General features: G+C 65.5%; 23 protein-coding genes and 1 other annotated feature. Of the genes, 21 read left to right on the top strand and 2 right to left on the bottom strand.

What is annotated here, in order from left to right:
* From smc to QZS21_RS02020, 16 genes are all read left to right on the top strand, one after another.
* A partial coding sequence (gene smc / locus QZS21_RS02095; protein ID WP_295579653.1) for a chromosome segregation protein SMC occupies positions 1–2,372 on the top strand: 2,372 nt, incomplete at its 5' end.
* Positions 2,373–2,546: 174 nt separating this feature from the next.
* The gene (locus QZS21_RS02090; protein ID WP_295579651.1) at positions 2,547–2,795 is read left to right on the top strand and encodes a hypothetical protein; all 249 of its coding nucleotides are present in this window, start codon (positions 2,547–2,549) and stop codon (positions 2,793–2,795) included.
* 27 nt (positions 2,796–2,822) lie between these two features.
* A complete protein-coding gene (gene ftsY / locus QZS21_RS02085) occupies positions 2,823–3,695 on the top strand; it encodes a signal recognition particle-docking protein FtsY (RefSeq protein WP_295579649.1) in 873 nt (290 codons plus the stop codon).
* Between the two features lie 56 nt (positions 3,696–3,751).
* Complete coding sequence (locus QZS21_RS02080; protein WP_295579647.1) at positions 3,752–4,009, top strand: hypothetical protein; 258 nt, start codon at positions 3,752–3,754, stop codon at positions 4,007–4,009.
* A gap of 76 nt (positions 4,010–4,085) precedes the next feature.
* A complete protein-coding gene (gene rph, locus QZS21_RS02075; protein WP_295579644.1) occupies positions 4,086–4,802 on the top strand; it encodes a ribonuclease PH in 717 nt (238 codons plus the stop codon).
* A 4-nt stretch (positions 4,803–4,806) separates the two neighbouring features.
* Positions 4,807–5,094, top strand: coding sequence for a hypothetical protein (locus QZS21_RS02070; RefSeq protein ID WP_295579642.1), 288 nt, complete (start codon positions 4,807–4,809; stop codon positions 5,092–5,094).
* Positions 5,094–5,684, top strand: coding sequence for an XTP/dITP diphosphatase (locus tag QZS21_RS02065; RefSeq protein ID WP_295579640.1), 591 nt, complete (start codon positions 5,094–5,096; stop codon positions 5,682–5,684). Before QZS21_RS02070 ends, QZS21_RS02065 begins: the two co-directional genes overlap by 1 nt.
* A 29-nt stretch (positions 5,685–5,713) precedes the next feature.
* Entirely contained in the window at positions 5,714–6,043 is a 330-nt protein-coding gene (gene yhbY / locus QZS21_RS02060) for a ribosome assembly RNA-binding protein YhbY (protein ID WP_295579637.1), read from the top strand.
* 136 nt (positions 6,044–6,179) lie between these two features.
* Entirely contained in the window at positions 6,180–7,370 is a 1,191-nt protein-coding gene (gene nadD / locus QZS21_RS02055) for a nicotinate (nicotinamide) nucleotide adenylyltransferase (RefSeq protein ID WP_295579635.1), read from the top strand.
* Positions 7,371–7,377: 7 nt separating this feature from the next.
* A complete protein-coding gene (locus tag QZS21_RS02050) occupies positions 7,378–9,009 on the top strand; it encodes an LCP family protein (protein WP_295579632.1) in 1,632 nt (543 codons plus the stop codon).
* A gap of 26 nt (positions 9,010–9,035) precedes the next feature.
* The gene (gene rsfS / locus QZS21_RS02045; RefSeq protein WP_295579630.1) at positions 9,036–9,398 is read left to right on the top strand and encodes a ribosome silencing factor; all 363 of its coding nucleotides are present in this window, start codon (positions 9,036–9,038) and stop codon (positions 9,396–9,398) included.
* Between the two features lie 233 nt (positions 9,399–9,631).
* Positions 9,632–10,774, top strand: coding sequence for a mandelate racemase/muconate lactonizing enzyme family protein (locus QZS21_RS02040; protein WP_295579628.1), 1,143 nt, complete (start codon positions 9,632–9,634; stop codon positions 10,772–10,774).
* A 57-nt stretch (positions 10,775–10,831) separates the two neighbouring features.
* A complete protein-coding gene (locus QZS21_RS02035) occupies positions 10,832–11,980 on the top strand; it encodes a TRAP transporter substrate-binding protein (protein ID WP_295579625.1) in 1,149 nt (382 codons plus the stop codon).
* 68 nt (positions 11,981–12,048) lie between these two features.
* Complete coding sequence (locus QZS21_RS02030) at positions 12,049–12,540, top strand: TRAP transporter small permease (protein WP_295579620.1); 492 nt, start codon at positions 12,049–12,051, stop codon at positions 12,538–12,540.
* On the top strand, positions 12,537–13,820 hold the full coding sequence (locus QZS21_RS02025; protein ID WP_295579618.1) for a TRAP transporter large permease: 1,284 nt from the start codon (positions 12,537–12,539) through the stop codon (positions 13,818–13,820). Before QZS21_RS02030 ends, QZS21_RS02025 begins: the two co-directional genes overlap by 4 nt.
* A 15-nt stretch (positions 13,821–13,835) precedes the next feature.
* Complete coding sequence (locus QZS21_RS02020) at positions 13,836–15,446, top strand: amidohydrolase family protein (RefSeq protein ID WP_295579616.1); 1,611 nt, start codon at positions 13,836–13,838, stop codon at positions 15,444–15,446.
* 50 nt (positions 15,447–15,496) lie between these two features.
* Here QZS21_RS02020 and QZS21_RS02015 read toward each other — a convergent pair whose 3' ends face one another.
* The gene (locus QZS21_RS02015; RefSeq protein WP_295579614.1) at positions 15,497–16,135 is read right to left on the bottom strand and encodes a GntR family transcriptional regulator; all 639 of its coding nucleotides are present in this window, start codon (positions 16,133–16,135) and stop codon (positions 15,497–15,499) included.
* 167 nt (positions 16,136–16,302) lie between these two features.
* Positions 16,303–16,527, top strand: a binding site (T-box leader).
* 59 nt (positions 16,528–16,586) lie between these two features.
* Here QZS21_RS02015 and leuS point away from each other — a divergent pair.
* From leuS to rpsU, 3 genes are all read left to right on the top strand, one after another.
* Positions 16,587–19,013, top strand: a complete 2,427-nt coding sequence (leuS, locus tag QZS21_RS02010; RefSeq protein WP_295579612.1) for a leucine--tRNA ligase — start codon at positions 16,587–16,589, stop codon at positions 19,011–19,013.
* Between the two features lie 15 nt (positions 19,014–19,028).
* The gene (locus QZS21_RS02005; RefSeq protein WP_295579609.1) at positions 19,029–19,616 is read left to right on the top strand and encodes a hypothetical protein; all 588 of its coding nucleotides are present in this window, start codon (positions 19,029–19,031) and stop codon (positions 19,614–19,616) included.
* 115 nt (positions 19,617–19,731) lie between these two features.
* The gene (gene rpsU / locus QZS21_RS02000; RefSeq protein ID WP_295579607.1) at positions 19,732–19,917 is read left to right on the top strand and encodes a 30S ribosomal protein S21; all 186 of its coding nucleotides are present in this window, start codon (positions 19,732–19,734) and stop codon (positions 19,915–19,917) included.
* Positions 19,918–19,959: 42 nt separating this feature from the next.
* On the opposite strand, the gene QZS21_RS01995 is transcribed toward rpsU, so the two are convergent.
* Positions 19,960–20,733: a hypothetical protein gene (locus QZS21_RS01995; protein WP_295579605.1), complete on the bottom strand. Its 774-nt coding sequence runs from the start codon at positions 20,731–20,733 to the stop codon at positions 19,960–19,962.
* 176 nt (positions 20,734–20,909) lie between these two features.
* On the opposite strand from QZS21_RS01995, the gene QZS21_RS01990 reads away from it, so the two are divergent.
* Positions 20,910–21,443 (top strand): YqeG family HAD IIIA-type phosphatase, encoded by a 534-nt coding sequence (locus QZS21_RS01990; protein WP_295579603.1) that lies wholly within the window; start codon positions 20,910–20,912, stop codon positions 21,441–21,443.
* 124 nt (positions 21,444–21,567) lie between these two features.
* Positions 21,568–22,137, top strand: coding sequence for an elongation factor P (efp, locus tag QZS21_RS01985; protein WP_295579601.1), 570 nt, complete (start codon positions 21,568–21,570; stop codon positions 22,135–22,137).
* Positions 22,138–22,146: the final 9 nt, after the last annotated feature.

The following is a 22,146-nucleotide window of genomic DNA, read 5'->3' as shown; positions in this document are numbered from 1 at the left end:
TGCGGGCGGAGGCCGCCGCCCTGGCGGCGGAGAACGGCCAGATCGGGGAGCGGCAGGCCGCCGCCGAGGCGGACCGGGCCGAGGCCCAGGCCCGGCTGGAGGCCGCCCGCCGGGAAGCCGGGGATAACCGCAAGGCCCTGGAGGAGGCCCGGGAGGAGGCCCAGGCCGTGGCCAACATCATCGCCGGACACAGCCTGCGGATGGAGGAGCGGCGGAAAAAGGCCGCCGCCGCCGCGGACCGGCGGATCAAGCTGACCATGGACGCGGGGGCTCTGGACAACCGCATCCGCCTGCTGACGGAGATGGAGAAGGAGTACGAGGGCTTCTCCAAGGCGGTCAAGGTGGTGATGCAGGCGAAGAGCAGCCTCCGGGGCATCCACGGCCCGGTGGCCAGCCTGATGAAGACGGACCAGCGGTACTCCCTGGCCATCGAGATCGCCCTGGGGGGCGGCCTCCAGAACATCGTGGTGGACCGGGAGGAGGACGCCAAGTCCGCCATCCAGTTCCTCAAGCAGCGGGACGGCGGCCGGGCCACCTTCCTGCCCCTCACCGCCATCCGGGGCGAGGAGCTGCGGGAGCGGGGCGTGGAGCAGGAGTTCGGCTTTGTGGGCCTGGGGTCCCGTCTGGTGCGCTTTGAGGAGCGGTACGCGGGCATCTTCCAAAACCTCCTGGGCCGGACGGTGGTGGTGGAGGATTTGGACTGCGGCATCGCCATGGCCCGGAAGTACCGCAACGCCTTCCGGATCGTGACGCTGGACGGCCAGGTCATCAACCGGGGCGGCTCCATGACCGGCGGCTCCACCAGCCGCTCCGCCGGCGTTTTGAGCCGGGCGGCGGAGCTGGAGAAGCTCAGCGGCCGCGCCGCCGCCATGCACGAGGCCCTCTCCGCCGCCCGGCGGGAGGAGGAGACGGCCAACCGGGAGCTCTCTGCCGCCCAGTATGAGCTGGAGACGGCGGAGGGGCAGCGCCGCCAGGCGGAGGACGAGGTCCTGCGGCTGGAGGGCGCCAAGAGCCATTACGACAGCTTGCTGCGCTCCCTGGCGGAGAGCCTGGAGAATCTGGACGGGGAGCTGGTGAGCCTCACCGGCCGGCTGGAGGACAACGCCGCCCGGGCGGCGGAGGCGGAGGGGCGCATGGCGGAGCAGGAGGCGCTGGCCGCTGAGCACCGCCGCCGGGCGGAGGCGGCCCTCTCCGGCCAGTCGGAGCTGCTGGCCCGCTCTGGCGCGCTGACGGAGGAGATCACCGCGAAGAAATCCGCCCTGGCGGCCCTCACCGCCGAGCGGGAATCCACCGCCCGCCGCGCCGCGGATTTGCGGCAGGTGGCGGCGGACCTGGCGGGGGACCGCCGGCAGAAGGAGGAGACCGTCTGCGCCTACCAGCGCAACATCGACGCCGCGGAGCAGGACATCGCCCGGCGGCGGGAGGTCCTATCGGACCTGAGCGGCCGGAGCCGGACCTTCCAGGAGCGGCTGTCCGCCCTGAACGAGGAGAAAATCGCCCTGGAGGCGGAGCGCACCGCCCAAAACAAACAGAGCCAGGAGATGAACGAGACGCTGCTGAACCTGGAGCGGGCTGCCTCCAAGCTGGAGACGAAGCTCTCCACCTCCGCCATGGAGGAAAAGCAGATTTTGGACCGTCTCTGGGAACACTATGAGCTCAGCCACTCCGACGCCCAGGCCCAGCGCATCGAGATCGAGAGCGTGCCCAAGGCCTCCCGCCGCATCGGGGAGCTGAAGCGGGACATCGCCGCCCTGGGCGCCATCAACATCGGCGCCATCGAGGAGTTCGACCGGGTGAACGGCCGGTACACCTACCTGACGGAGCAGCGGGACGACGTGGAGAAGGCCAAGGGGGAGCTGGAGGGCATCATCGAGGAGATCACCGGCCAGATGACGGCGATCTTTGCCGAGCAGTTCCAACTGCTGGCGGAGAGCTTCCAGACCACCTTTGAAGAGCTCTTCGGCGGCGGCACCGCCACGCTGGAGCTGGAGGACGAGACCGACATCCTGGGCTGCGGCATCGAGATCAAGGCCCAGCCCCCGGGGAAGAGCCTCAAAACCATCTCCCTTCTCTCCGGCGGAGAGAAGGCCTTCGTGGCCATCGCGCTGTACTTCTCCATTTTGAAGGTCCATCCCACGCCGTTTTGCGTCATGGACGAGATCGAGGCCGCCCTGGACGACGCCAACGTCACCCGCTACGCCCGCTACATGCGGCGCCTGGCGGGCCGGACCCAGTTCATCGTCATCACCCACCGCCGGGGTACCATGGAGGAGGCGGACGTCCTCTACGGCATCACCATGCAGGAGCAGGGCGTCAGCAAGATTCTGACCATCAATATGAACGATCTGGCCAAGGAGCTGAACATTCGCTAGCATGGGGATGCCGGGGTTCCCGGCGGACTGAGGGACGCCGCCGTGCAGGAGCAGAGCGTGGGCAAGACTCTGGCCATTCACAGGGACGATCCGGCCAGGGGGCGGGGCATCCGGCAGCGCGGAGCTGCCGGGGCGGCCCGGCCGGGAGGCGGAGATTCCGCGAGGAGGCGGGGGATGAGCCTGTTGCAAAAGCAGAGGTTGTCCATGGCCGTGACGGCCGCGGGCATTGTGGAGGCGCTGGTCTCCGGCGGGCAGGGGCTGTGGGGCGCGGGAGGCGTGCTGCTGCTTCTGGCGGGCCTTGTGCTGCACGGGGCGCTGGTGCGGTGCCCCCGCTGCGGCGCGTGGCTGGGCAGCCGCTCCGGCGATCACTGTCCCGTCTGCGGCGCGGAGACCGACTGGGAGGAGCCGCACCCGCGCTCCTGATTTTATAGACCTGATGGGGAGGGCACTATGGGCTTTTTTGACAAACTGAAAAAAATCACCACCAATCTCTTCGGCGGCTTCACCGAGGCGGACGAGGCCTTTTTTGAGGAGCTGGAGGAGACGCTGATCTTGGCGGACCTGGGCATGAACACCGCCCTGGAGGCGGTGGAGCAGCTCCGTACCCGGGTGCGGAAGGAGAAGCTCCGGGACCAGGAGGAGGTCCGCGCCGCCCTGCGGGAGATTCTGGCGGACATGATCGACGTGGGGAACGGGGCGCTGGACCTCACCACCCAGCCCAGCGTGGTGCTGTTCATCGGCGTCAACGGCGTGGGCAAGACCACCTCCATCGGCAAGCTGGGCCACCAGCTGCAGGCGGAGGGGCGGCGGGTCCTCTTCTGCGCGGCGGACACCTTCCGGGCCGCCGCCGCCGACCAACTGGCCATCTGGGCGGACCGGGCGGGCTGCGAGCTGATCCGCCAGCACGAGGGCGCCGATCCCGGCGCCGTGCTGTTTGACGCCCTGCAGGCCGCCAAGGCCCGGGGGGTGGACGTGGTGCTGTGCGACACCGCCGGGCGGCTGCACAACAAGGTGAATCTGATGGCGGAGCTCTCCAAGCTCTCCAAGATCATCGACCGGGAGTGCCCAGGCGCCGCCCGGGAGACGCTGCTGGTGCTGGACGCCACCACCGGCCAGAACGGCCTGATCCAGGCCAAGCAGTTCCAGGAGGCCGCCGGCCTCACCGGCATCGTCCTCACCAAGCTGGACGGCACCGCCAAGGGCGGCATTGTGGTGGCCATCGCCCGGGAACTGGGCGTGCCGGTGAAGTTTGCCGGGGTGGGCGAGGGCATCGACGATCTGCGGCCCTTCGACGCCCGGGCGTATGTGGAGGCCATCATCTGAGTGCGGGCGGCCCCGCGCCGCTGGCGGAGGGTCGGGCGCGGAAAGGGGCGTGCGGGATGCTCACCATTTGGAACCGGAGGGAGCTGATTACCGTTCCCTCGTGGCAGAAGCTGACGCACATCCGGGAGGCCCTGGCCGCCGCGGGAATCGCCTGCACCGTCAGGACCCGGGGCGCCGCCCGGGCCCCGGAGCGGGCCCGCTTCGGCATCGGCGGCCTCCGGGAGGAGGCGCTGTACAGCCACACCGTCTACGTCCACCGGGGGGAGTACGGCCGGGCCGTGGAGACCCTCCGCTCCGCCCTGCGGAACGGATGACGGGACGGAGGGGCGCCGCGCGTCCCCGGACATGGGGCCGCGGCCGGAATCGTTTGGAAACAGGAGGAGATCGCGCATGACCAGAGTGGACGGACGGGCGTTTGACGAGCTGCGCCCTGTCGACATCACCACCGATTTTGTGAAATTTGCGGAGGGGAGCTGCCTCATCCGGTGCGGCGACACCATGGTGCTCTGCTGCGCCAGCGTGGAGGACAAAGCGCCGCCCCACGTGCCCGAGGGCACCGGCTGGGTGACGGCGGAGTATTCCATGCTGCCCCGGGCCAACCGAGAGCGGACCCGCCGGGATGTGGCCAAGCTGAAGCTCTCCCCCCGCAGTGCGGAGATTCAGCGGCTGGTGGGCCGGTCCCTCCGGGCCGCTGTGGACCTGGGGAAGCTGGGGGAGCGGACCATCACCGTGGACTGCGACGTGCTCCAGGGGGACGGCGGCACCCGGACCGCCTCCGTCACCGGCGGGTTTCTGGCCCTGGCGCTGGCCTGCCGGGGACTGGTGGAGCGGGGCGTTCTGGCGGAGAATCCCATCCGCTGCCCCGTGGCCGGCGTCTCCGCCGGCATCGTGGAGGACGCCGCGCTGCTGGACCTCCGGTACAGCGAGGACAGCCGGGCCCAGGTGGATTTGAACTGCGTGATGAACGGGGCGGGGGAGCTGGTGGAGCTCCAGGGCACCGGCGAGGGCCGGGCCTTCACCCTGGCGGAGCAGCAGGAGCTGGTGCGCCTGTGCGCCAAGGGCTGCCGGGAGCTGCTGGAGATACAGAGGCAGGTTCTGGAGGGCTGAGGGAATGGCGCAGGTGTTTGAAATGCTGATGCTGATCTGCTTTGGCCTGTCCTGGCCCTTCAACATCGCCAAATCGCTTCGCTCCCGCACGGCCCGGGGCAAGAGCGCGGTCTTTGAGCTGTGCATCATCGCGGGATATCTCTGCGGCCTGGCGGGGAAGTTCCTCAGCGGAAACGTGACCTATGTGGCGGCGTTTTACGTGGTGGACATCCTGATGGTGGCGGTGGACCTGACGCTGACGCTGCGGAACCGGAAACTGGACCGGCTGGCCCAACTGGAGGAGGAATTTTGATGAAATTTGTACTTGCCACCCACAATCCGGGAAAGCTGAGAGAGATGGGGGAGATTTTGTCCCGCTTCGGCGTGGAGGTGGTGAGCCCCGGGGATCTGGGTATCACCGTGGACGTGGAGGAGACGGGCACCACCTTTGCCGAAAACGCCATGCTGAAGGCCAAGGCCATCTGCGCCGCGGCGGGCTTGCCCGCCATCGCGGACGACTCCGGCCTCTGCGTGGACGCCCTGAACGGCGGGCCCGGGGTCTACTCCGCCCGGTACGGCGGGGAGGGCCTGGACGACAGGGGGCGCTACACCCTGCTGCTGCAGACCATGCGGGGCCAGACCACCCGGGCTGCCCACTTTGCCTGCGCCATCGCCTGCGCCTTCCCCAACGGCGACGAGCTGACGGCGGAGGGCCGGTGCGACGGCACCATCGCCTTCGCCCCCATGGGGGAGGGCGGCTTCGGCTACGACCCGGTGTTTTTCGTGCCGGAGCGGGCCAAGACCTTCGGCCAGCTGACGGCGGAGGAGAAGAGTGAAATTTCCCACCGGGGCAGGGCTCTGGCGGTTTTTGCGGAAAAGCTTGCAACTTATCTGGGGAATTGAGCGTCTATTATGATATTTAGGAGAACAACATGGAATTGACAAGCAAGCAGCGGGCCCAGCTCCGGGGACTGGCCAACACCCTGGACACCATCCTCCAGATCGGCAAGGACGGCATCGGGGAGAACCTGATCCGGCAGGCCGACGACGCCCTGGAGGCCCGGGAGCTCATCAAGGGCCGGGTCCTGGACAACAACATCGACTATGACGCCCGCTTGGCGGCGGCGGAGCTGGCCAAGGCCACCCGCAGCGAGGTGGTCCAGGTCATCGGCACGAAATTTGTGCTGTACCGGGAGAGCCACTCCAAGCCCAAGGACAAGCGGATTCAGCTGGTCAAGACGCTGAAAAAGCGGCCTTTGTGAGGCCGCTGGACCTCCGGTGCCTCCGGGCGTTCGCCGGGGGCGGCGCCCCGGGCGCCGGAGGGATTCCCCGCAGGCGGCGCAGCTTCCGCTGGCCGCTTCCGCGGGGCGCCAAGAAACTGGAAAAAGAGGAGATTCCATGAAGATCGGCATTTACGGCGGCACCTTCAATCCGCCCCATCTGGGCCATGTGACGGCGGCCCGGGCGGTGTTCGAGCTGCTGAAACTGGATCGGCTGCTGTTCATCCCGGCGGGGCTGCCGCCCCACAAGCACCTGCCCGCCGGGAGCCCCACGCCGGAGCAGCGTCTGGAGATGACCCGTCTGGCGGCGGAGCAGCTGGGGCTGGGGGACCGGGCGGAGGTGCTGGACCTGGAGGCCCGGCGGGAGGGCGCCAGCTACACCGCCGACACTCTGGAGCAGCTGAGAAGCCGGTATCCGGCGGAGGAGCTGTGGCTGCTGGTGGGGACGGACATGTTCCTCACCCTGCAGAACTGGCACCAGCCGGAGCGGATTTTGTCCCTGGCGGGCGTGGCCGCCTTCGGGCGCACCGAGGCGGACACGGAGGAGCTGTTCTCCGTCCAGCGGGACTACCTCTACCGGACCTATCCCCAGGCCCGGCTCTTCACCCTCACCATCCCCGGCGTGGTGGACGTGTCCTCCACGGAGCTGCGGGAGCTTCTGGCGGCGGGGCGGGGGGCCAACCTGCTGCCCCCGGCGGTCTACGGCTATATCCTGCGGGAGGGGCTGTACGACACCCGGGCGGACCTGCGGCGTCTGCCGCTGCGGGAGCTGCGGCCGGTGGCCCTCAGCTATTTGAAGCACAAGCGCATTCCCCACGTCCTGGGAACGGAGCAGGAGGCCATCCGCCTGGCGGAGCGCTACGGCGCCGACGTGGAAAAGGCCCGGGTGGCGGCGCTGCTCCACGACTGCACGAAGCGGCTGGACATGGCCGCCCAGCTGGAGCTGTGCCGCCGGTACGGCATCGCCCTGGACGAGCTGGAGCAGCAGGCGCTGAAGCTCCTCCACGCCAAGACCGGCGCCGCCCTGGCCCGGGAGGTGTTCGGCGTGGACGACGAGATTTACGGCGCCATCTGGTGGCACACCACCGGGCGGGCGGGCATGACGCTGCTGGAAAAAATCCTCTACCTGGCGGACTATATCGAGCCCTCCCGGGATTTCCCGGGGGTGGAGGCGCTCCGCCGGACGTGCTATGAGGATTTGGACAAGGGGCTTTTGCTGGGCCTGGAGATGACCGTCCAGGAGATGGAGGCCATGGGAAACCCGGTGCACCGCGCCACGCTGGAGGCCCGGGACGCGCTGAAAGGATAGAGACGACGTGGAAAGACGCAGAGAAGAGAAAAAGACGGGCGGGAACCGGCTGGGAGAGCAGCCGAAAAAGCAGAAGAGGAAGAGCCGCCTGACCCGGCAGCAGAAGCTGCTGGCCGCGGTGGCGGTTTTGCTGGCGGTGGTACTGGCGGTGGTGGCCGCCTGCCAGAGCCTGTTCGTCCAGCCAGAGATTCCCAACCGGGACAACCGCCCCACCCAGGAGGGCGGCGGCATCGACTACGGCGAGGGCGTCCAGCCCAAGGCGGGGGGTGCCCGGAAGTCCGACGCCTACTACACCGTCCTCATCCTGGGCCGGGACACCGGCGGCGGCGGCAACACGGACACCATGCTGCTGGCCAGCTACGACGTCACCAACCAGAAGGCCACCGTCATGTCCATCCCCCGGGACACCATGGTGAACGTCTCCTGGGATCTGAAGAAGATCAACTCCGTCTACAACTGGTACGGCGGCGGGGACAAGGGCATCCAGGCGGTCTACAAGGAGATCTCCCAGCTGGTGGGTTTCGAGCCGGATTACCAGATCATCGTGGAGTGGGAGGCCATCGGGGAGATCGTGGACGCCATGGGCGGCGTGTACTTCGACGTGCCCCGGGACATGAAGTACAAGGACCCCTATCAGGACCTGGTCATCGACGTGGACAAGGGCTATCAGAAGCTGGACGGTGAGGCCGCCATGGGCGTGATCCGCTGGCGCCACGACAACCGCGGCAACGGCTATCCCGACGCCGACCTGGGCCGGATCAAGACCCAGCAGGCCTTTTTGAAGGCCGTGGTGGAGCAGCTGCTCCAGGTGAAGAACGTCACCAAGATCGGACAGTTTGCCCAGGTGTTCCAGAAAAACGTGGAGACGGACCTGTCCTTCAACGAGCTTTTATGGTTCGGCCAGCAGGCGGTGCTGGGGGGCCTCAGCGTGGAGAACGTGAACTTCGTCACCATGCCCAACACGCCGGCCAGCTGCTGGAGCCGGACGGTGAAGAACATGCAGTCCTACGTGGTGCCCAAGGCCCGGGAGCTGCTGGACCTGGTGAACAATTCCCTCAGCCCCTTCGTGGAGCCGTCTACGCTGCGGGATTTGGACATCATGTCCGTCAATGCCGACGGCTCCATCAGCTCCACCACCGGCCACGTGGAGGACAGCACCGCCGCCAAGCCGCCGGTGAAGCCCGCCAAACCCGCGGAGGAGCCCACGGACGAGCCGGTGGTGGATGAAAACGGCAACATCATCGACCCGGAGACCGGGGAGATCATCGGTACCGCCACAGACCCCGGGACCACAGACCCCGGCACCAGCCAGCCCGGCACCACGGACCCGGGGACCAGTCAGCCCGGGACCGACCAGCCGGGCACCACGGACCCAGGGACCAACCAGCCCGGCACCAGCCAGCCGGGTACCACGGACCCGGGGACCAGTCAGCCCGGCACCAGCCAGCCGGGTACCACGGATCCCGGAACCTCCCAGCCCGGCACCACAGATCCCGGCACCACGGACCCGGGCACGTCCCAGTCCGGGACCACGAACCCGGTCACGCCGCCGGAGGGCGGCGGGGAGCCTCCCGCCACAGAGCCGGAGGTGCCCACGGAGCCGAATTTCTCCATCATTGAGCCGCCGCCGGCGGCATGAGGACCAAATAGGAAAGGAAGTATGGAATGACACCGAAAGAATTGGCAATCATTGCCGCCAAGGCCCTGGATGAGAAGAAGGGCAAGGAGATCAGCGCCATTGAAGTGACGGAGCAGACCACCCTGGCGGATTATTTCGTCATCGCCACCGGCAGCTCCAACACGCAGATCAACGCCCTGTGCGGCTCCGTGGAAAAGGCCATGAAGGAGCAGGCGGGGGAGGACCCCCTGCGCCGGGAGGGCTACCGGGACGGCACTTGGGTGCTGCTGGACTACGGCTGCGTGGTGGTCCACGTGTTCTCCGAAGAGGCACGGGAGTTCTACTCCCTGGAGCGGCTGTGGCACGACGGCAAGCCCCTGGACTTGAGCGGCGTGCTGACGGCGGACTGAAATCGAAAAGAACTGTGCGGAAGACCGCGGCTCTCAGAGCCGCGGTCTTCTTCTGCGTGGGGACGGCTTGTGCGAAATGTATCAAAATCCCGTTAAAATTGTTGACAATATACAGTTTACAATCAGCAAGCGAAATGATACAATCAAACCGTAGCCGGAGCTTCCGGGCGCCGCGGCTGCGGAGCCGGGAGTTTGGCGCGCGAGACGCATCATGGGAACATGGAGGGAAGGGTATGAAGATTACAAAGGTCGAAGCGATTCCGGTGCGGCAGCCGGGGGAGATTCTGCTGATCAACGACAGCGCTCAGGACGGCATCATCATCAAGGTCTACACGGATGAGGGGATTGTGGGCTATGGAGAGGTGGACTCCGCCCCCTGGGTGGTGAAGGCCATCATCGACTCACCGGTGTCCCACCGCATCTGCCAGGGACTGTCTGCCGCGGTGGTGGGGAAGGACCCCTTCGAGGTGGAGAAGATCTGGGACGATATGTACCTGGCCAGCCTGTTTTACGGCCAGCACGGCGCCGCCATCCAGGCCATGAGCGGCATCGACATCGCCATTTGGGACATCATCGGCAAGGCCACCGGCCAGCCCATCTGGAAGCTGCTGGGCGGCATGTACCGGGACAAGGTGCGCTGCTACGCCAGCACGCTGATGCCCTATACGCCGGCGGAGGCGGCGGAGGAGGCCCTCAAGTGGAAGGAACAGGGCTATACCGCCGTGAAGCTGGGCTGGGGCGGCTTCGAGCTGGGGATGAAGGAGAACATCGCGCTGGTGAAGGCCGCCAGGGAGGCGGTGGGAGAGGAGATGGACCTGCTGCTGGACGTGGGCTTTATTCCGTCGGCGGAGGTGACCATTGACGCCGCCTCCCGGATTCAGCTGGTCCACGCATTGGAGGAGTTTTCGCCCTACGCGGTGGAGGAGGCCCTGTGGCCCCACGACTACGAGGGCTACAAAAAGCTGGTGGAGAGCACCCACACCCGCATCGTCTGCGGGGAGAACGAGACCACCCGCTTTGGCTTCAAGCAGCTCATCGACTATGTGAAGGTGGGCTTCGTCCAGCCGGACGTCACCCGCTGCGGCGGCCTGACGGAGGCCAAGCGGATTGCCACCCACGCGGGAATCAACGGCATCAACGTGGTGCCCCACTGCTGGAGCTCCGGCATTGTGGAGGCGGCCTCCCTGCACTTGATCGCCTCCATTCCCAACGCCTGCCTGCTGGAGTACTGCGTGTGGGACACGCCCATCCGGCGGGAGATCGTCCGGGACGACATCCCGGCGGTGAACGGCTACGCCGCCGTCCCCATGAAGCCGGGCCTTGGCATCGAGGTGGATGACAGGGCGATTGAAAAATACCGCTGCGACAAAGTTTGACCCACGGCCGGCCCGGCGGGCGGCTCCACAATCAGAAAGAAGAGAGGAAGGAATACGATGAAAAAGACAATTGCATGGATGCTCTCCCTGGCAATGGTACTCTCCCTCTGCGGATGCCTGGATACCAGCAAAAATACGGCCGGCCAGGCCGCCGGGGGCGGGACCTCCGACGGGGCGGGCGGCGAGGCAAAGACGGTGGTGGAGTATGTGGAGACCTACCCGGAGCTGGAGGGGAACTACACCGGCGTGACACCCGAGGTCACGCTGCGCTTCTCCCTGGCCTCCCCGGCCGGGGACAACGTGGAGTGGCGGGCCGCCGCCGCGTTCCGGGACTATGTGGAGGCCTCCACCAACGGCCTGGTGCAGATTCAGCTCTACCCCTCCAAGCAGCTTGGCAGCGAGGGGGACTCCTTCTCCTTGGTGGCGGCGGGAGACCTGGACCTGTGCACCATCACCGACGGCACTCTGGCGGGCTTTGTGCCCCCCATGGCGGTGCTGGCCATTCCCTATCTGTTCTCCTCCGGGCCGGTGGCCTGGCAGGTGTTTGACGGCGACTTCGGCGCCGCCTTGAAGGCGGAGCTGTACAAGACCACCACCGCCCGGGCGCTGGGCATCGGCGAGGACGGCTTCCGCTCCTTTGCCACCAGCGCCAAGCAGATTCAGACCCTGGAGGACCTGAAGGGGATGAAAATCCGGGTCATGGAGACGCCGGTGTACCTGAATATGATGACCGCCCTGGGGGCCAACCCCACGCCCATGTCCGGCAGCGAGGTCTACAACGCCCTGGAGCAGAACGTCATCGACGGCTTTGAGAACTCTCCCGACGTCATGTACTCCATGAATTTCTACGAGGTGCTGGATTACCTGACGGTGGACCAGCACACCGTCAGCTCCGCCTGGCTGTGCATTTCCGACAAGGCGTGGAACGGCCTGTCGGAGGAGTTCCGGGGCGTGATCGCCGCCGGCGGCCGGATTTGGCAGTACTACCTCCGGGCGCCCAAGGAGCTGGCGGCCACCGACTCCCTCTCCGATATGGCGGAAAAGGGCGTGGAGGTCTATGTGATGCCCGCCTCCGAGCGGGCCCGGCTGAAGGACGCCTGTCAGGATGCCGTCATCGGCTACATGCGGGATACCCTGGGGGACCAGTGGGTGGATCAGGCACTGGCGTGTACCGCGGAGGCGGAGGCGGACGTCCTCCATCCCTGATGGCATGCAACAGCCCGGCCGGCGGAACGCCGCCGGCCGGGCCTTCTTCTTGAGGAAAGGGTGATCTCATGTATCGAAAATTCTGTGCGGTGTTGGATAAGCTGTCCGAGGTCGTGCTGGCGGCCTCCATGCTGGCGATGCTGGTGTGCGTCTTCTGCCAGGTGCTGTTTCGCTATGTCCTGGAGCTCCCGCTTTTCTGGACGGAGGAGAGCGCGCGCTTTTTGATGGTGTTCGCCGTGTTTATCGGCTGCAGCGTGGGCATCCGGCGGGACGCCCACCTGGGCTTTACCTTCCTGCTGGAGCGCTGCGGCAGGCGGGCCAGAACGGGGATGCGCCTGATCTCCTTTTTGGGGATGCTGGCCCTGAACGTCTATGTCACCTATTACGGCATCACCCTGGTGCTGCGGAATACCTACCAGATTTCTCCCGCGCTGCAGATGCCCATGTGGATCGCATACTGCATCCTGCCGCTGTCCGGCGTGCTGTCCTCGCTGCAGATCATCGACAAGATGATCGGCCTGTTCCGGGACGGGCCGGTGGAGGGAGGTGAGGCGCCGTGACGCTGGGTCTTTTGACATTTGCGTTCTTCCTCATCATCGGGACGCCGGTGGCGTACAGCATCGGCATCGCCGCCATGGTGACCTCCTTTGTGGACCCGGTGATTCCGCAGACCACGGTGACCATGACCTTTTTCACCGGCATCAACTCCTTCCCGCTGCTGGCGGGCGTGTTCTTCGTCCTGGCGGGGGAGCTGATGAGCACCGGCAGCATCACCCACCGGCTGATGGAATTCTGCCGGGTGGTTATCGGCCGGGTCCGAGGGGCCACGGCGCTGGTGGCCATTCTGGCCTCCACCTTCTTTGCCGGCATCTCCGGCGCCGCCGTGGCGGATCTGGCGGCGGTGGGCGCCATGACCATCCCCACCATGAAGGACGAGGGCTATGACGACGACTTCGCCACCGTGGTGCCTGTGGCGGCCTCCGTGGTGGGACCCATCATCCCGCCCAGCAACATCATGATCATCTACGCCATGTGCACCGGCGGCTCCGTCAGCGCCCTGTTCCTGGGGGGCATCCTGCCGGGCATCCTCATCAGCGCTGCGCTGATGGCCTTCACCGCGTACATCTCCAAACGGCGGAACTACCCCAAGAACACGGACCCCATGCCGCCCTTCAAGGAGCTTTTGAAAATCCTCTCCTACGCCATTCCCGTGCTCATCATGCCGCTGATTGTGGTGGGCGGCGTGCTCTCCGGCGTCTTCACCGCCAGCGAGTCCGGCAACATCGCCGCCGTGTACTCCCTGGTGCTCAGCATGTTCCTCTTCCGGGACTTCGGGTGGAGGCAGCTGTACCGGATTTTGGTGAATGCGGGCGTGACCATTGCCTGCTGCTTTTTGGTGCTGGCCACGGCCACGGCCCTGTCCTGGATTCTGGCGGTGAACCAGGTTCCCCAGGTGCTGCTGCGGGCCATCACCGGCATCACCACCAGCCCCTACGTGTTTTTGCTGCTGGTGGTGGTCTGCCTGCTGGTGGCGGGCATGTTCCTGGACCCCGGCGCGGCCATCATTCTGCTGGCGCCCATCCTGGTCTCCATGGGGGAGGTGTACGGCATCGGCACGCTGCACCTGGCCATCATCGTCTGCCTGACGCTGACGCTGGGCGTGGTGACGCCGCCGGTGGGCGTGTGCCTGTATGTGGGCGCGGGCATCGGAAAGATCTCCATTGAGCGGGTGGTGCGGGGCATGATCCCCTTCATCGTGATCGAATTGGGCTGTATTTTGTTCATCACCTATTTCCCCGGCATCTGCACGCTGATTCCGTCGCTGCTGGGCCTGGTATAAGAAGGGAGACCACACATGAGACCATATGAAAAGCGGCCGGACATTCTCATCAAACATGGACGGGTCATCGACGGCACCGGAAACCCGGCCTATTTTGCGGATGTGGCCATCGTGGGGGACCGGATTGACCGCATCGGGCGGCTGGACGGGGTGGAGGCGGACCTGGTCATCGACGCGGCCGGGAAGTATGTGACGCCCGGCTTCATCGACGAGCACTCCCACTCCGACTCCACCATCTGGGCCAATCCGGAGGCCCAGAGCTCCATCCGCCAAGGCGTCACCACGGAGATCGTGGGCCACTGCGGCCTGTCGGAGTCCCCCATCACCCAAGAGGTGCGCAGCCGCATCGCCGTGGGGCTGATCTCCGCGGACGCCAAACCGCCCATCGGCGGCTTCCGGGAGGCCTTTGCAGCCATTGAGCACATGGGCATCTCCGAGAACATGGCCTGGCTGGTGGGCCACAACACCCTGCGGCACCTGGCGGGGGTCTACGGCCCCACCTGCACGGAGGAGCAGTTCCGTCAGATGGAGACGTACCTGCGCCAGTCCCTGGAGGCGGGCTGCGTGGGCTTTTCCACCGGCCTGGAGTTTGAGCCGGGCCGGCAGGCCACCCGGGAGGAGGTCAGCCGCCTGGTGGGGGTGCTGGCGGAGTACGACGGCATCTACACAAGCCACATCCGCAACCGGGATTCTCAGGTGCTGGAGTCCATCCAGGAGTTTCTGGAGACGCTGCGGGAGCACCCGGTGCGGGGCGTGCTGTCCCACTTCAACATCCGGATGAACACCGGCGCGCCGGAGGATGCCTGGCGGCGGGGCAACCGGATGCTGCATGAGGCCCGGGCGGCGGGGCTGGACATTCTCTCCGACATGACCCCCATCGAGTTCGGCATTGGCCAGATGCAGGCGATTTTGCCGGCCTGGGCCATGGAGGGGGGCTGGCAGGGTACCTGCCGGATTTTGCAGGACCCCGCCCAGCGGCAGCGGCTGCGGGGGGACTGCGACCGCTACTGGCGCTTCATCACCCGCGGGGAGTGGGACCGGGTGCGGATGCAGTCCTGTCCCAATTTCCCGGAGATCATCGGCATGACGTTCCCGGAGATCGCGGCGCTGTGGCACAAGGACGAGTGGGAGTGCTTCTTCGACATCCTGGCCGCGGCGGAGGAGCAGATGGCCAGCTGTATCATGCTGGGCCACCTCTTCCCGGAGCAGATGGTCATCGACGGCATCACGGACCCCATGTTCATGATGGTGGTGGACGGCTTCACCACCACCGAGGGCGGCAGCCTGGCGGAAAAGACGGCCATCCCCCTGCACTATATGGGGATGATGTACTTCTTCGCCCACTATGTGCGGGATCTGCGGGTAATGCCCCTGGAGACGGCGGTGCGCAAGGTCACGTCCCTGCCCGCCTCCTTCTACCGTCTGGAAAAGCGGGGGCTGCTCCAGGAGGGCTGTTACGCCGACATCAACGTGTTTGCGCTGGAGGATCTGACCATCCGCTCCACCTTCGAAAACCCCTGTGTTTACTCCCAGGGGATGGACTATGTGCTGGTCAACGGCGTCCCAGTGATCGCCCAGGGGCGTCACACCCACCGGCGGCCCGGCCGCAGTCTGCTGAGAACCTGAAAAAACGCCCCTCCGGCCGCTTGAGCGGCCGGAGGGGCGTTGACGCCGGGTCACTGCACATGGATTTTGATGACGTTGGAAATGGCGGCTTGGTCGCCGGACTGGATGGCGGCCAGCATGTCCCGGTGCTCCTCGGGAATGTAGGAGAACTCCGGCTTTTCCTCCTTCAGCCGGTTCTGAAAGAAAATCCGGCCGTAAAAATGGGCGGAGAGAGAGTCCCAGATGGAGGTCAGCATCCCGCTGGTGCACCGCACCACAATGTAGCGGTGGAAGGCCGCGTCCTCCCGGGAGGCGGCCTCCAGGTCCCGCTGGGCGCAGGCGGCGTCCATTTTGCAGATGCACTCGTTTAAAAACTGGTAGTCCTCCTCGGTGAACAGCTCTGAAGCCCGCTGGCAGGCGTACTCCTCCACCAGCTGGCGGATGGGGATATACACCTTGTCGGCCTCCTCCGTGCTGAACTCCGCCACCACGGTGCCCCGGTAGGGCTGGCTCTGCACCAGGCCGTCCCGCTCCAGCTGGCGGAGCGCCTCCCGGATGGGGCCCCGGCTGATGCCCAGCTGAGAGGAGATGCTGGACTCGGTGAGCTTTTCGCCTGCTTTGATGTTGTTGCTGAGGATGGCCTCCTTGATGGCCTCATAAGCCACATCCCGCAGGGATTTGAGATTTTCACGCTTAAATTTATAGTCCAATTTGAATCCTCACACTTTCCGCCGTCTCTCCAAGGGAATTCCATGGAGAAATTGTAGACAATAAACATTATACCACCAAGCGTCCGCAAGAGCAAGGAAAAGGAAAAAAATATGCGGTGCCGGAATTCCCCTTGACAAACGGCGAAAGTCCCCGTAAAATAGGGCTGTTAAAGACATTGATGGGAAGAGAGACGAACCCTCCCGCCTTCAGAGAGCCGGCGGCCGCTGCGAGCCGGTGGGGGAGCTTCGTCGGACTGGTCCCGGAGTTTTCCGCCTGAACCACGGAGTAGGGCGGGACGGCGGCCCCGTTACCGGCCGGATCGTTTTGGATCGCTGAGGGCCGGCCCGCCGCCGGCTGAATCAGGGTGGTACCGCGTTTGCACGCCCCTGACCGTTTTGGTCAGGGGCGTTTTCCGCATCAAACGACGTTCATCAGATGAAGGAGAAGCATATGAAGTACGATTTTACCGCCATTGAAAAAAAGTGGCAGCAAAAATGGCTGGAGGAGAAGCCCTTCGCCGCCGTCAACGGCGACAAGACGCGGGAGAAATTCTACGGCCTCATCGAGTTCCCCTATCCCTCCGCCCAGGGGCTTCACGTGGGCCACGCCCGGCCCTTTACCGCCATGGACATCATCTGCCGGAAGAAGCGGATGCAGGGCTATAACGTCCTCTTCCCCATGGGCTACGACGCCTTCGGTCTGCCCACGGAGAACTACGCCATCAAAAACCACATCCATCCGGCCAAGGTGACCCACGACAACGTGTCCAATTTCCGCAAGCAGCTTCAGATGCTGGGCTACTCCTTCGACTGGGACCGGGAGGTGAACACCACCGATCCGGCGTATTACAAGTGGACCCAGTGGATTTTCCTCCAGATGTTCAAAAAGGGCCTGGCCTACAAGGCCTCCATGCCCGTCAACTGGTGCACCAGCTGCAAGATCGTCCTGGCCAACGAGGAGGTTGTGGAGGGCGTGTGCGAGCGCTGCGGCGGCGAGGTGATCCGCAAGGAGAAGAGCCAGTGGATGCTGGCCATCACCAAGTACGCCGACCGCCTCATCGACGACCTGGAGGACGTGGACTTCATCAACCGGGTGAAAATCCAGCAGCGCAACTGGATCGGCCGGTCCGAGGGTACGGAGGTGAACTTCACCACCACCGCCGGGGACACCATGACCGTCTACACCACCCGGTGCGACACCCTCTTCGGCGTCACCTATATGGTCCTCTCCCCGGAGCACCCCTTCCTGGACAAGTGGAAGGACCGGATTCAAAACTGGAACGAGGTGGCCGCCTACCGGGAGGAGGCCGCCCGCAAGTCCGACTTTGAGCGCAGCGAGCTGAACAAGGAGAAGACCGGCGTGCGCCTTGTGGGCGTGGACGCCGTGAACCCCGCCAACCAGACGCAGATCCCCATCTTCGTCTCCGACTACGTGCTGATGAGCTACGGAACCGGCGCCGTCATGGGCGTGCCGGGCCACGACCAGCGGGACTGGGAGTTCGCTACCAAGTTCTCCCTGCCCATCGTCGAGGTGGTGAAGGGCGGCGACATCACCAAGGAGGCCTTCACCCTGAAGGACGACACCGGCATCATGGTCAACTCCGGCTTCCTCAACGGGATGACCGTGAAGGAGGCCATCCCCGCCATGAAGAAGTGGGTGACGGACAACGGCCTGGGCCATCCCAAGACCAACTTCAAGCTCCGGGACTGGGTGTTCTCCCGCCAGCGGTACTGGGGAGAGCCCATCCCCCTGGTGAACTGCCCCCAGTGCGGCTGGGTCCCCCTGCCGGAGTCGGAGCTGCCGCTGCTGCTGCCGGAGGTGGAGAGCTACGAGGTCACCGACACCGGCGAGAGCCCCCTGGCCAAGATGACCGACTGGGTGAACACCACCTGCCCCCGGTGCGGCGGCCCCGCCCAGCGGGAGACGGACACCATGCCCCAGTGGGCCGGCTCCAGCTGGTACTTCCTGCGGTATATGGACCCCCACAACGACAAGGCCCTGGCCAGCAAGGAGGCCCTGGACTACTGGTCCCCCGTGGATTGGTACAACGGCGGCATGGAGCACACCACGCTCCACCTGCTCTACTCCCGCTTCTGGCACAAGTTCCTCTACGACATCGGCGTGGTGCCCACCAAGGAGCCCTACGCCAAGCGCACCAGCCATGGCATGATCCTGGGCGAGGGCGGCGAGAAGATGTCCAAGTCCCGGGGCAATGTGGTGAACCCCAACGACATTGTGGAGCAGTACGGCGCGGACACCATGCGGCTGTATATCATGTTCGTGGGCGATTTCGAGAAGGCCGCCATCTGGTCCACCGAGGCGGTGAAGGGCTCCAAGCGGTTTTTGGACCGGGTGTGGAACCTGGCGGAGACCGCCGGGGAGAGCTATGAGGCGACCGCCGCCAATGAACCCGCCATCCACAAGACCGTCCGGAAGGTCACCGACGACATCGACAACCTGAAGATGAACACCGCCATCGCCGCCCTGATGACCCTGGTGAACGAGCTTGCCTCCAACGGCTGCTCCCGGGGCGACCTGCGCTATCTGCTGCTGCTGCTGAACCCCTTCGCCCCTCACATCACCGAGGAGCTGTGGGAGCGGCTGGGCTTCGCCGCCCGGACGGGGACCATGTGCTGCCAGGCGGCGTGGCCCCAGGCCGACGAGAGCAAGACCGTGGCCGCCACGGTGGACATGGCCGTGCAGGTCAACGGCAAGCTGAGGGGCACCATCACCATGCCCTCCGGCAGCGGGGAGGAGGCCGTGGTGGCCGCCGCCCGGCAGGTGGAAAAAGTGACCAAGGCCCTGGAGGGCATGCAGATCGTCAAGACCATTTTGGTAAAGGACCGGCTGGTAAACCTGATCGTCAAGCCCCTGTGAGGAGGGGGGACATCTGTGGAGAAGCTGAACGGGATGCTGGCGCTGCTGTGCGGCGAGTTTGACAATGCCGAGCAATACCGGCGGATGCAGGAACAGGGCGAGACGGCGTTCCCCTTTGCGGAGCACCGCAATACCCCCTGCAACGACAAGATCCGCGGCCTGCCGGAGGGCTTTTCCGGCGTGTTTGTGCTGGAGGAGAGCTACTACACCGCGGGGGGAAAGACCCACGCCTCGCCCCACCTGTTTCTCTTCACGGAGGAGGGGGACGGCGTGCGGCTGGACTCCTATGAGCTGCCGGCGAAGGCCGGGGAGCCTCTCACCTACGCGTCGTTCGAGCCGGTGGGGTTCGCGGCGCTGCGGGTGTCCGCAAAGTTCACCCCGGCGGTGTACCGCCTGAGAGACGGCGTCTGGGAGGGGGGAAGCGTCAGCATGTTTTCCCCGGTGCTGAAATTCACCCTGTTCGAGCGATTCTCCCCGGAGGTCCTGGAGGTCCAGGAGACGATGGAAGTCAACGGCAGGCGGACCTTCGGCTACGACGAGCCGATCCTCTACCGCCGCCGGGCGCCCGAGGCCGGTAAACCGCGGGAAACTGCGGAGTTTTGAAAAACCCCTTGACAATTTTTTCGGAATTCTGTATAATGCAAATGTTAAAGCCATAGTTTATGGCCCTTAAAGTATCCTGGAGATAGCCGGATACCTCGGAGGGAGGGAAATATAGATGTCTGAAATCCGTGTCAAGGAAGGCGAGTCCATCGACAGCGCACTGAAGCGTTTTAAGCGCAGCTGCGCCAAGGCCGGTGTCATCGCCGAGGTCCGCAAGAGAGAGCATTATGAGAGCCCCAGCGTCAAGCGCCGCAAGAAGTCTGAGGCCGCTCGCAAGAACAGCAAGAAGCGGTTCTATTGAGTTGCAGAAAAAGAAGCTGTGCCAACGGCACAGCTTCTTTTTTTACGGCTGCCGCCGGGAGAACAGCTGCCCGGCGATGTCCCGCACCTCCGGCCACATGAAAAAGGCGGCGGTGTAGCCCAGGGCGGCCCCGGTCCGCAGCTTCTGGCCCAGGGTGTCCGCGTCGTCGAAGAGGACGAAGTGGGCCTCTTTGTCCCGGGTGTAGGTGAAGTACCGGGCGCACAGGTCCTGGGAGAAGAACACCGCCGGGGCCTCCTGCTCCATCAGGCGCCGGAGCGCCTCCGCCGTCAGCGGCTCCCCCTGGCCGGACCGGGCGGGCAGGCGGAAGTCCATCCGCAGCCGCTCCACGTCCAGGGCCAGGCGGCGCTCGCTGTGTTGGGTGAGGCACTCCTGGAGGTGCTGGGAAAAGCTGCCGCCGGAGACGGCGGTGCCGATGAGCACCACGGCGCTCCGGGCGGCGGAGGCATAGCGCTCCGGCAGGTACAGCACCCGCCGGCTGGCTGCCAGAGTCTGTCCCAGGGCCTCCGCGAAGGCCAGCCGGTCCCGCCGGGGCGGCTCCTCAAAGTCCAGCACCGCGCCGGTGTACCCCCACCGGCTGCACTCCCGCAGCACCGCGCCGCACAGGGCCTCCGGCTCCTCGATGAGCGGCGCCTCCCGGTCGCTGAGGGACAGCAGCCCGCCCTTGGTTTGCAGCAGGAGGCTCTGCCGCAGCAAAACGGACCCCGGCCCCACCCGGTAGGCCACGTGGGCCAGGGTGCGGCTGAAGGCGGACGCCTCCCGGGCCTCTCCCGGCGTGACGGCCAGATAGACCTGCAATATGATCTCCCCCTTGTGTGACGCAGCAAAAACTGCTATACTGAAGTTGTCCCCGGCAGACGGTGCGGGGCTGAGGCGGCGTCCGGCTTGGGAACGCCCGCCGCGGCCCGGCGGAACATTCATCCCGTCCGCCGCTGCCGCGGGTAAACCATGCCTATGCAGACAAGGAGCCGTTTATGCCGTTTTCCCTGATCCCGGACCGCGTGGTGGACTGCTACGCGGATATCACGCCTGAATATCTGAGAGGGAGGGGGGTGTCCCTGCTGCTCAGCGACCTGGACTACACCCTGGCGGCCCGGCGGGACCGCTGGCCGGACCAGCCCCTGCGGGACTGGATCGCCGCCCTGGCGGAGGCGGGCATCGCCTTCATGATCGTCTCCAACAACCGCTCCGGCCGCCGGGTGACGGAGTTTTGCGCGGACCTGGGGGTGCCCTACCAGGGGGGCGCCGGAAAGCCCTCCACCCGGGGGCTGGAGGCCGCCATGGCCCGGGCGGGGGTGGGCCGGGAGCAGACCGCCATGCTGGGGGATAAGCTGCTCACGGACATGCTGGCGGCCAACCGGGCCGGGGTTCTGGCGCTGATGGTGGAGCCGGTGGGCGGCGCCGCCTCCTGCTGGCAGAAAGTGCTCCATGCCCTCCAGGCGCCCGCCAAGGCGGCCTGCCGCCGCAAAACAGCCGGAGAATGCGGAAAAAAACCAGGAACTGGCTGAAAAATACTTGCAATAGCGGGCAACATACGGTAAAATATCATCGGCTGTCAACAAGATATGGAATGTTTGAGAAAATGTCCTTCCACAGGTCGTTTTCTCGTCAGATTTGTGAGGAGGAAAACCTATGCCTACGATTTCTGCCGGCGAGTTCCGGAACGGCGTCACCTTTGAGATGGACGGCAAAGTGATGACCGTCGTGGAGTTCCAGCACGTCAAGCCCGGAAAGGGCGCCGCCTTTGTGCGCACCAAGTACAGAAATGTGATGACCGGCGCCATCCGCGAGGAGTCCTTCAACCCCACCGCCAAGTTTGAGCAGGCGGTTGTGGAGCGGAAGGACGCCGAGTACAGCTACAACGACGGCGATTTGTACTACTTCATGGACCCCGAGACTTACGACATGATCCCCCTGAACGGGGACGTCCTGGGCGACAGCTTCAAGTTCGTCAAGGAGAACACCATGTGCAAGCTGGCCAGCTACAAGGGCAGCGTCTTTGCCGTGGAGGTCCCCAACTTCATGGACCTGGTGGTGACGGAGACCGAGCCCGGCGTGAAGGGCGACACCGCCACCAACGTCACCAAGCCCGCCACCGTGGAGACCGGCGCCCAGATCAAGGTGCCCCTGTTCATCAGCGAGGGCGAGAAGATCACCGTGGACACCCGCACCGGCGAGTACCTGGGCCGCTGCAAGGAGTAAAAGAGGAGC

This window comes from uncultured Oscillibacter sp., from assembly GCF_900544955.1.
Lineage (GTDB): Bacteria > Bacillota > Clostridia > Oscillospirales > Oscillospiraceae > Oscillibacter.
The sequence above is the reverse complement of the archived record's forward strand: the minus strand, read 5'-3'. Positions and strand labels throughout refer to the sequence as shown.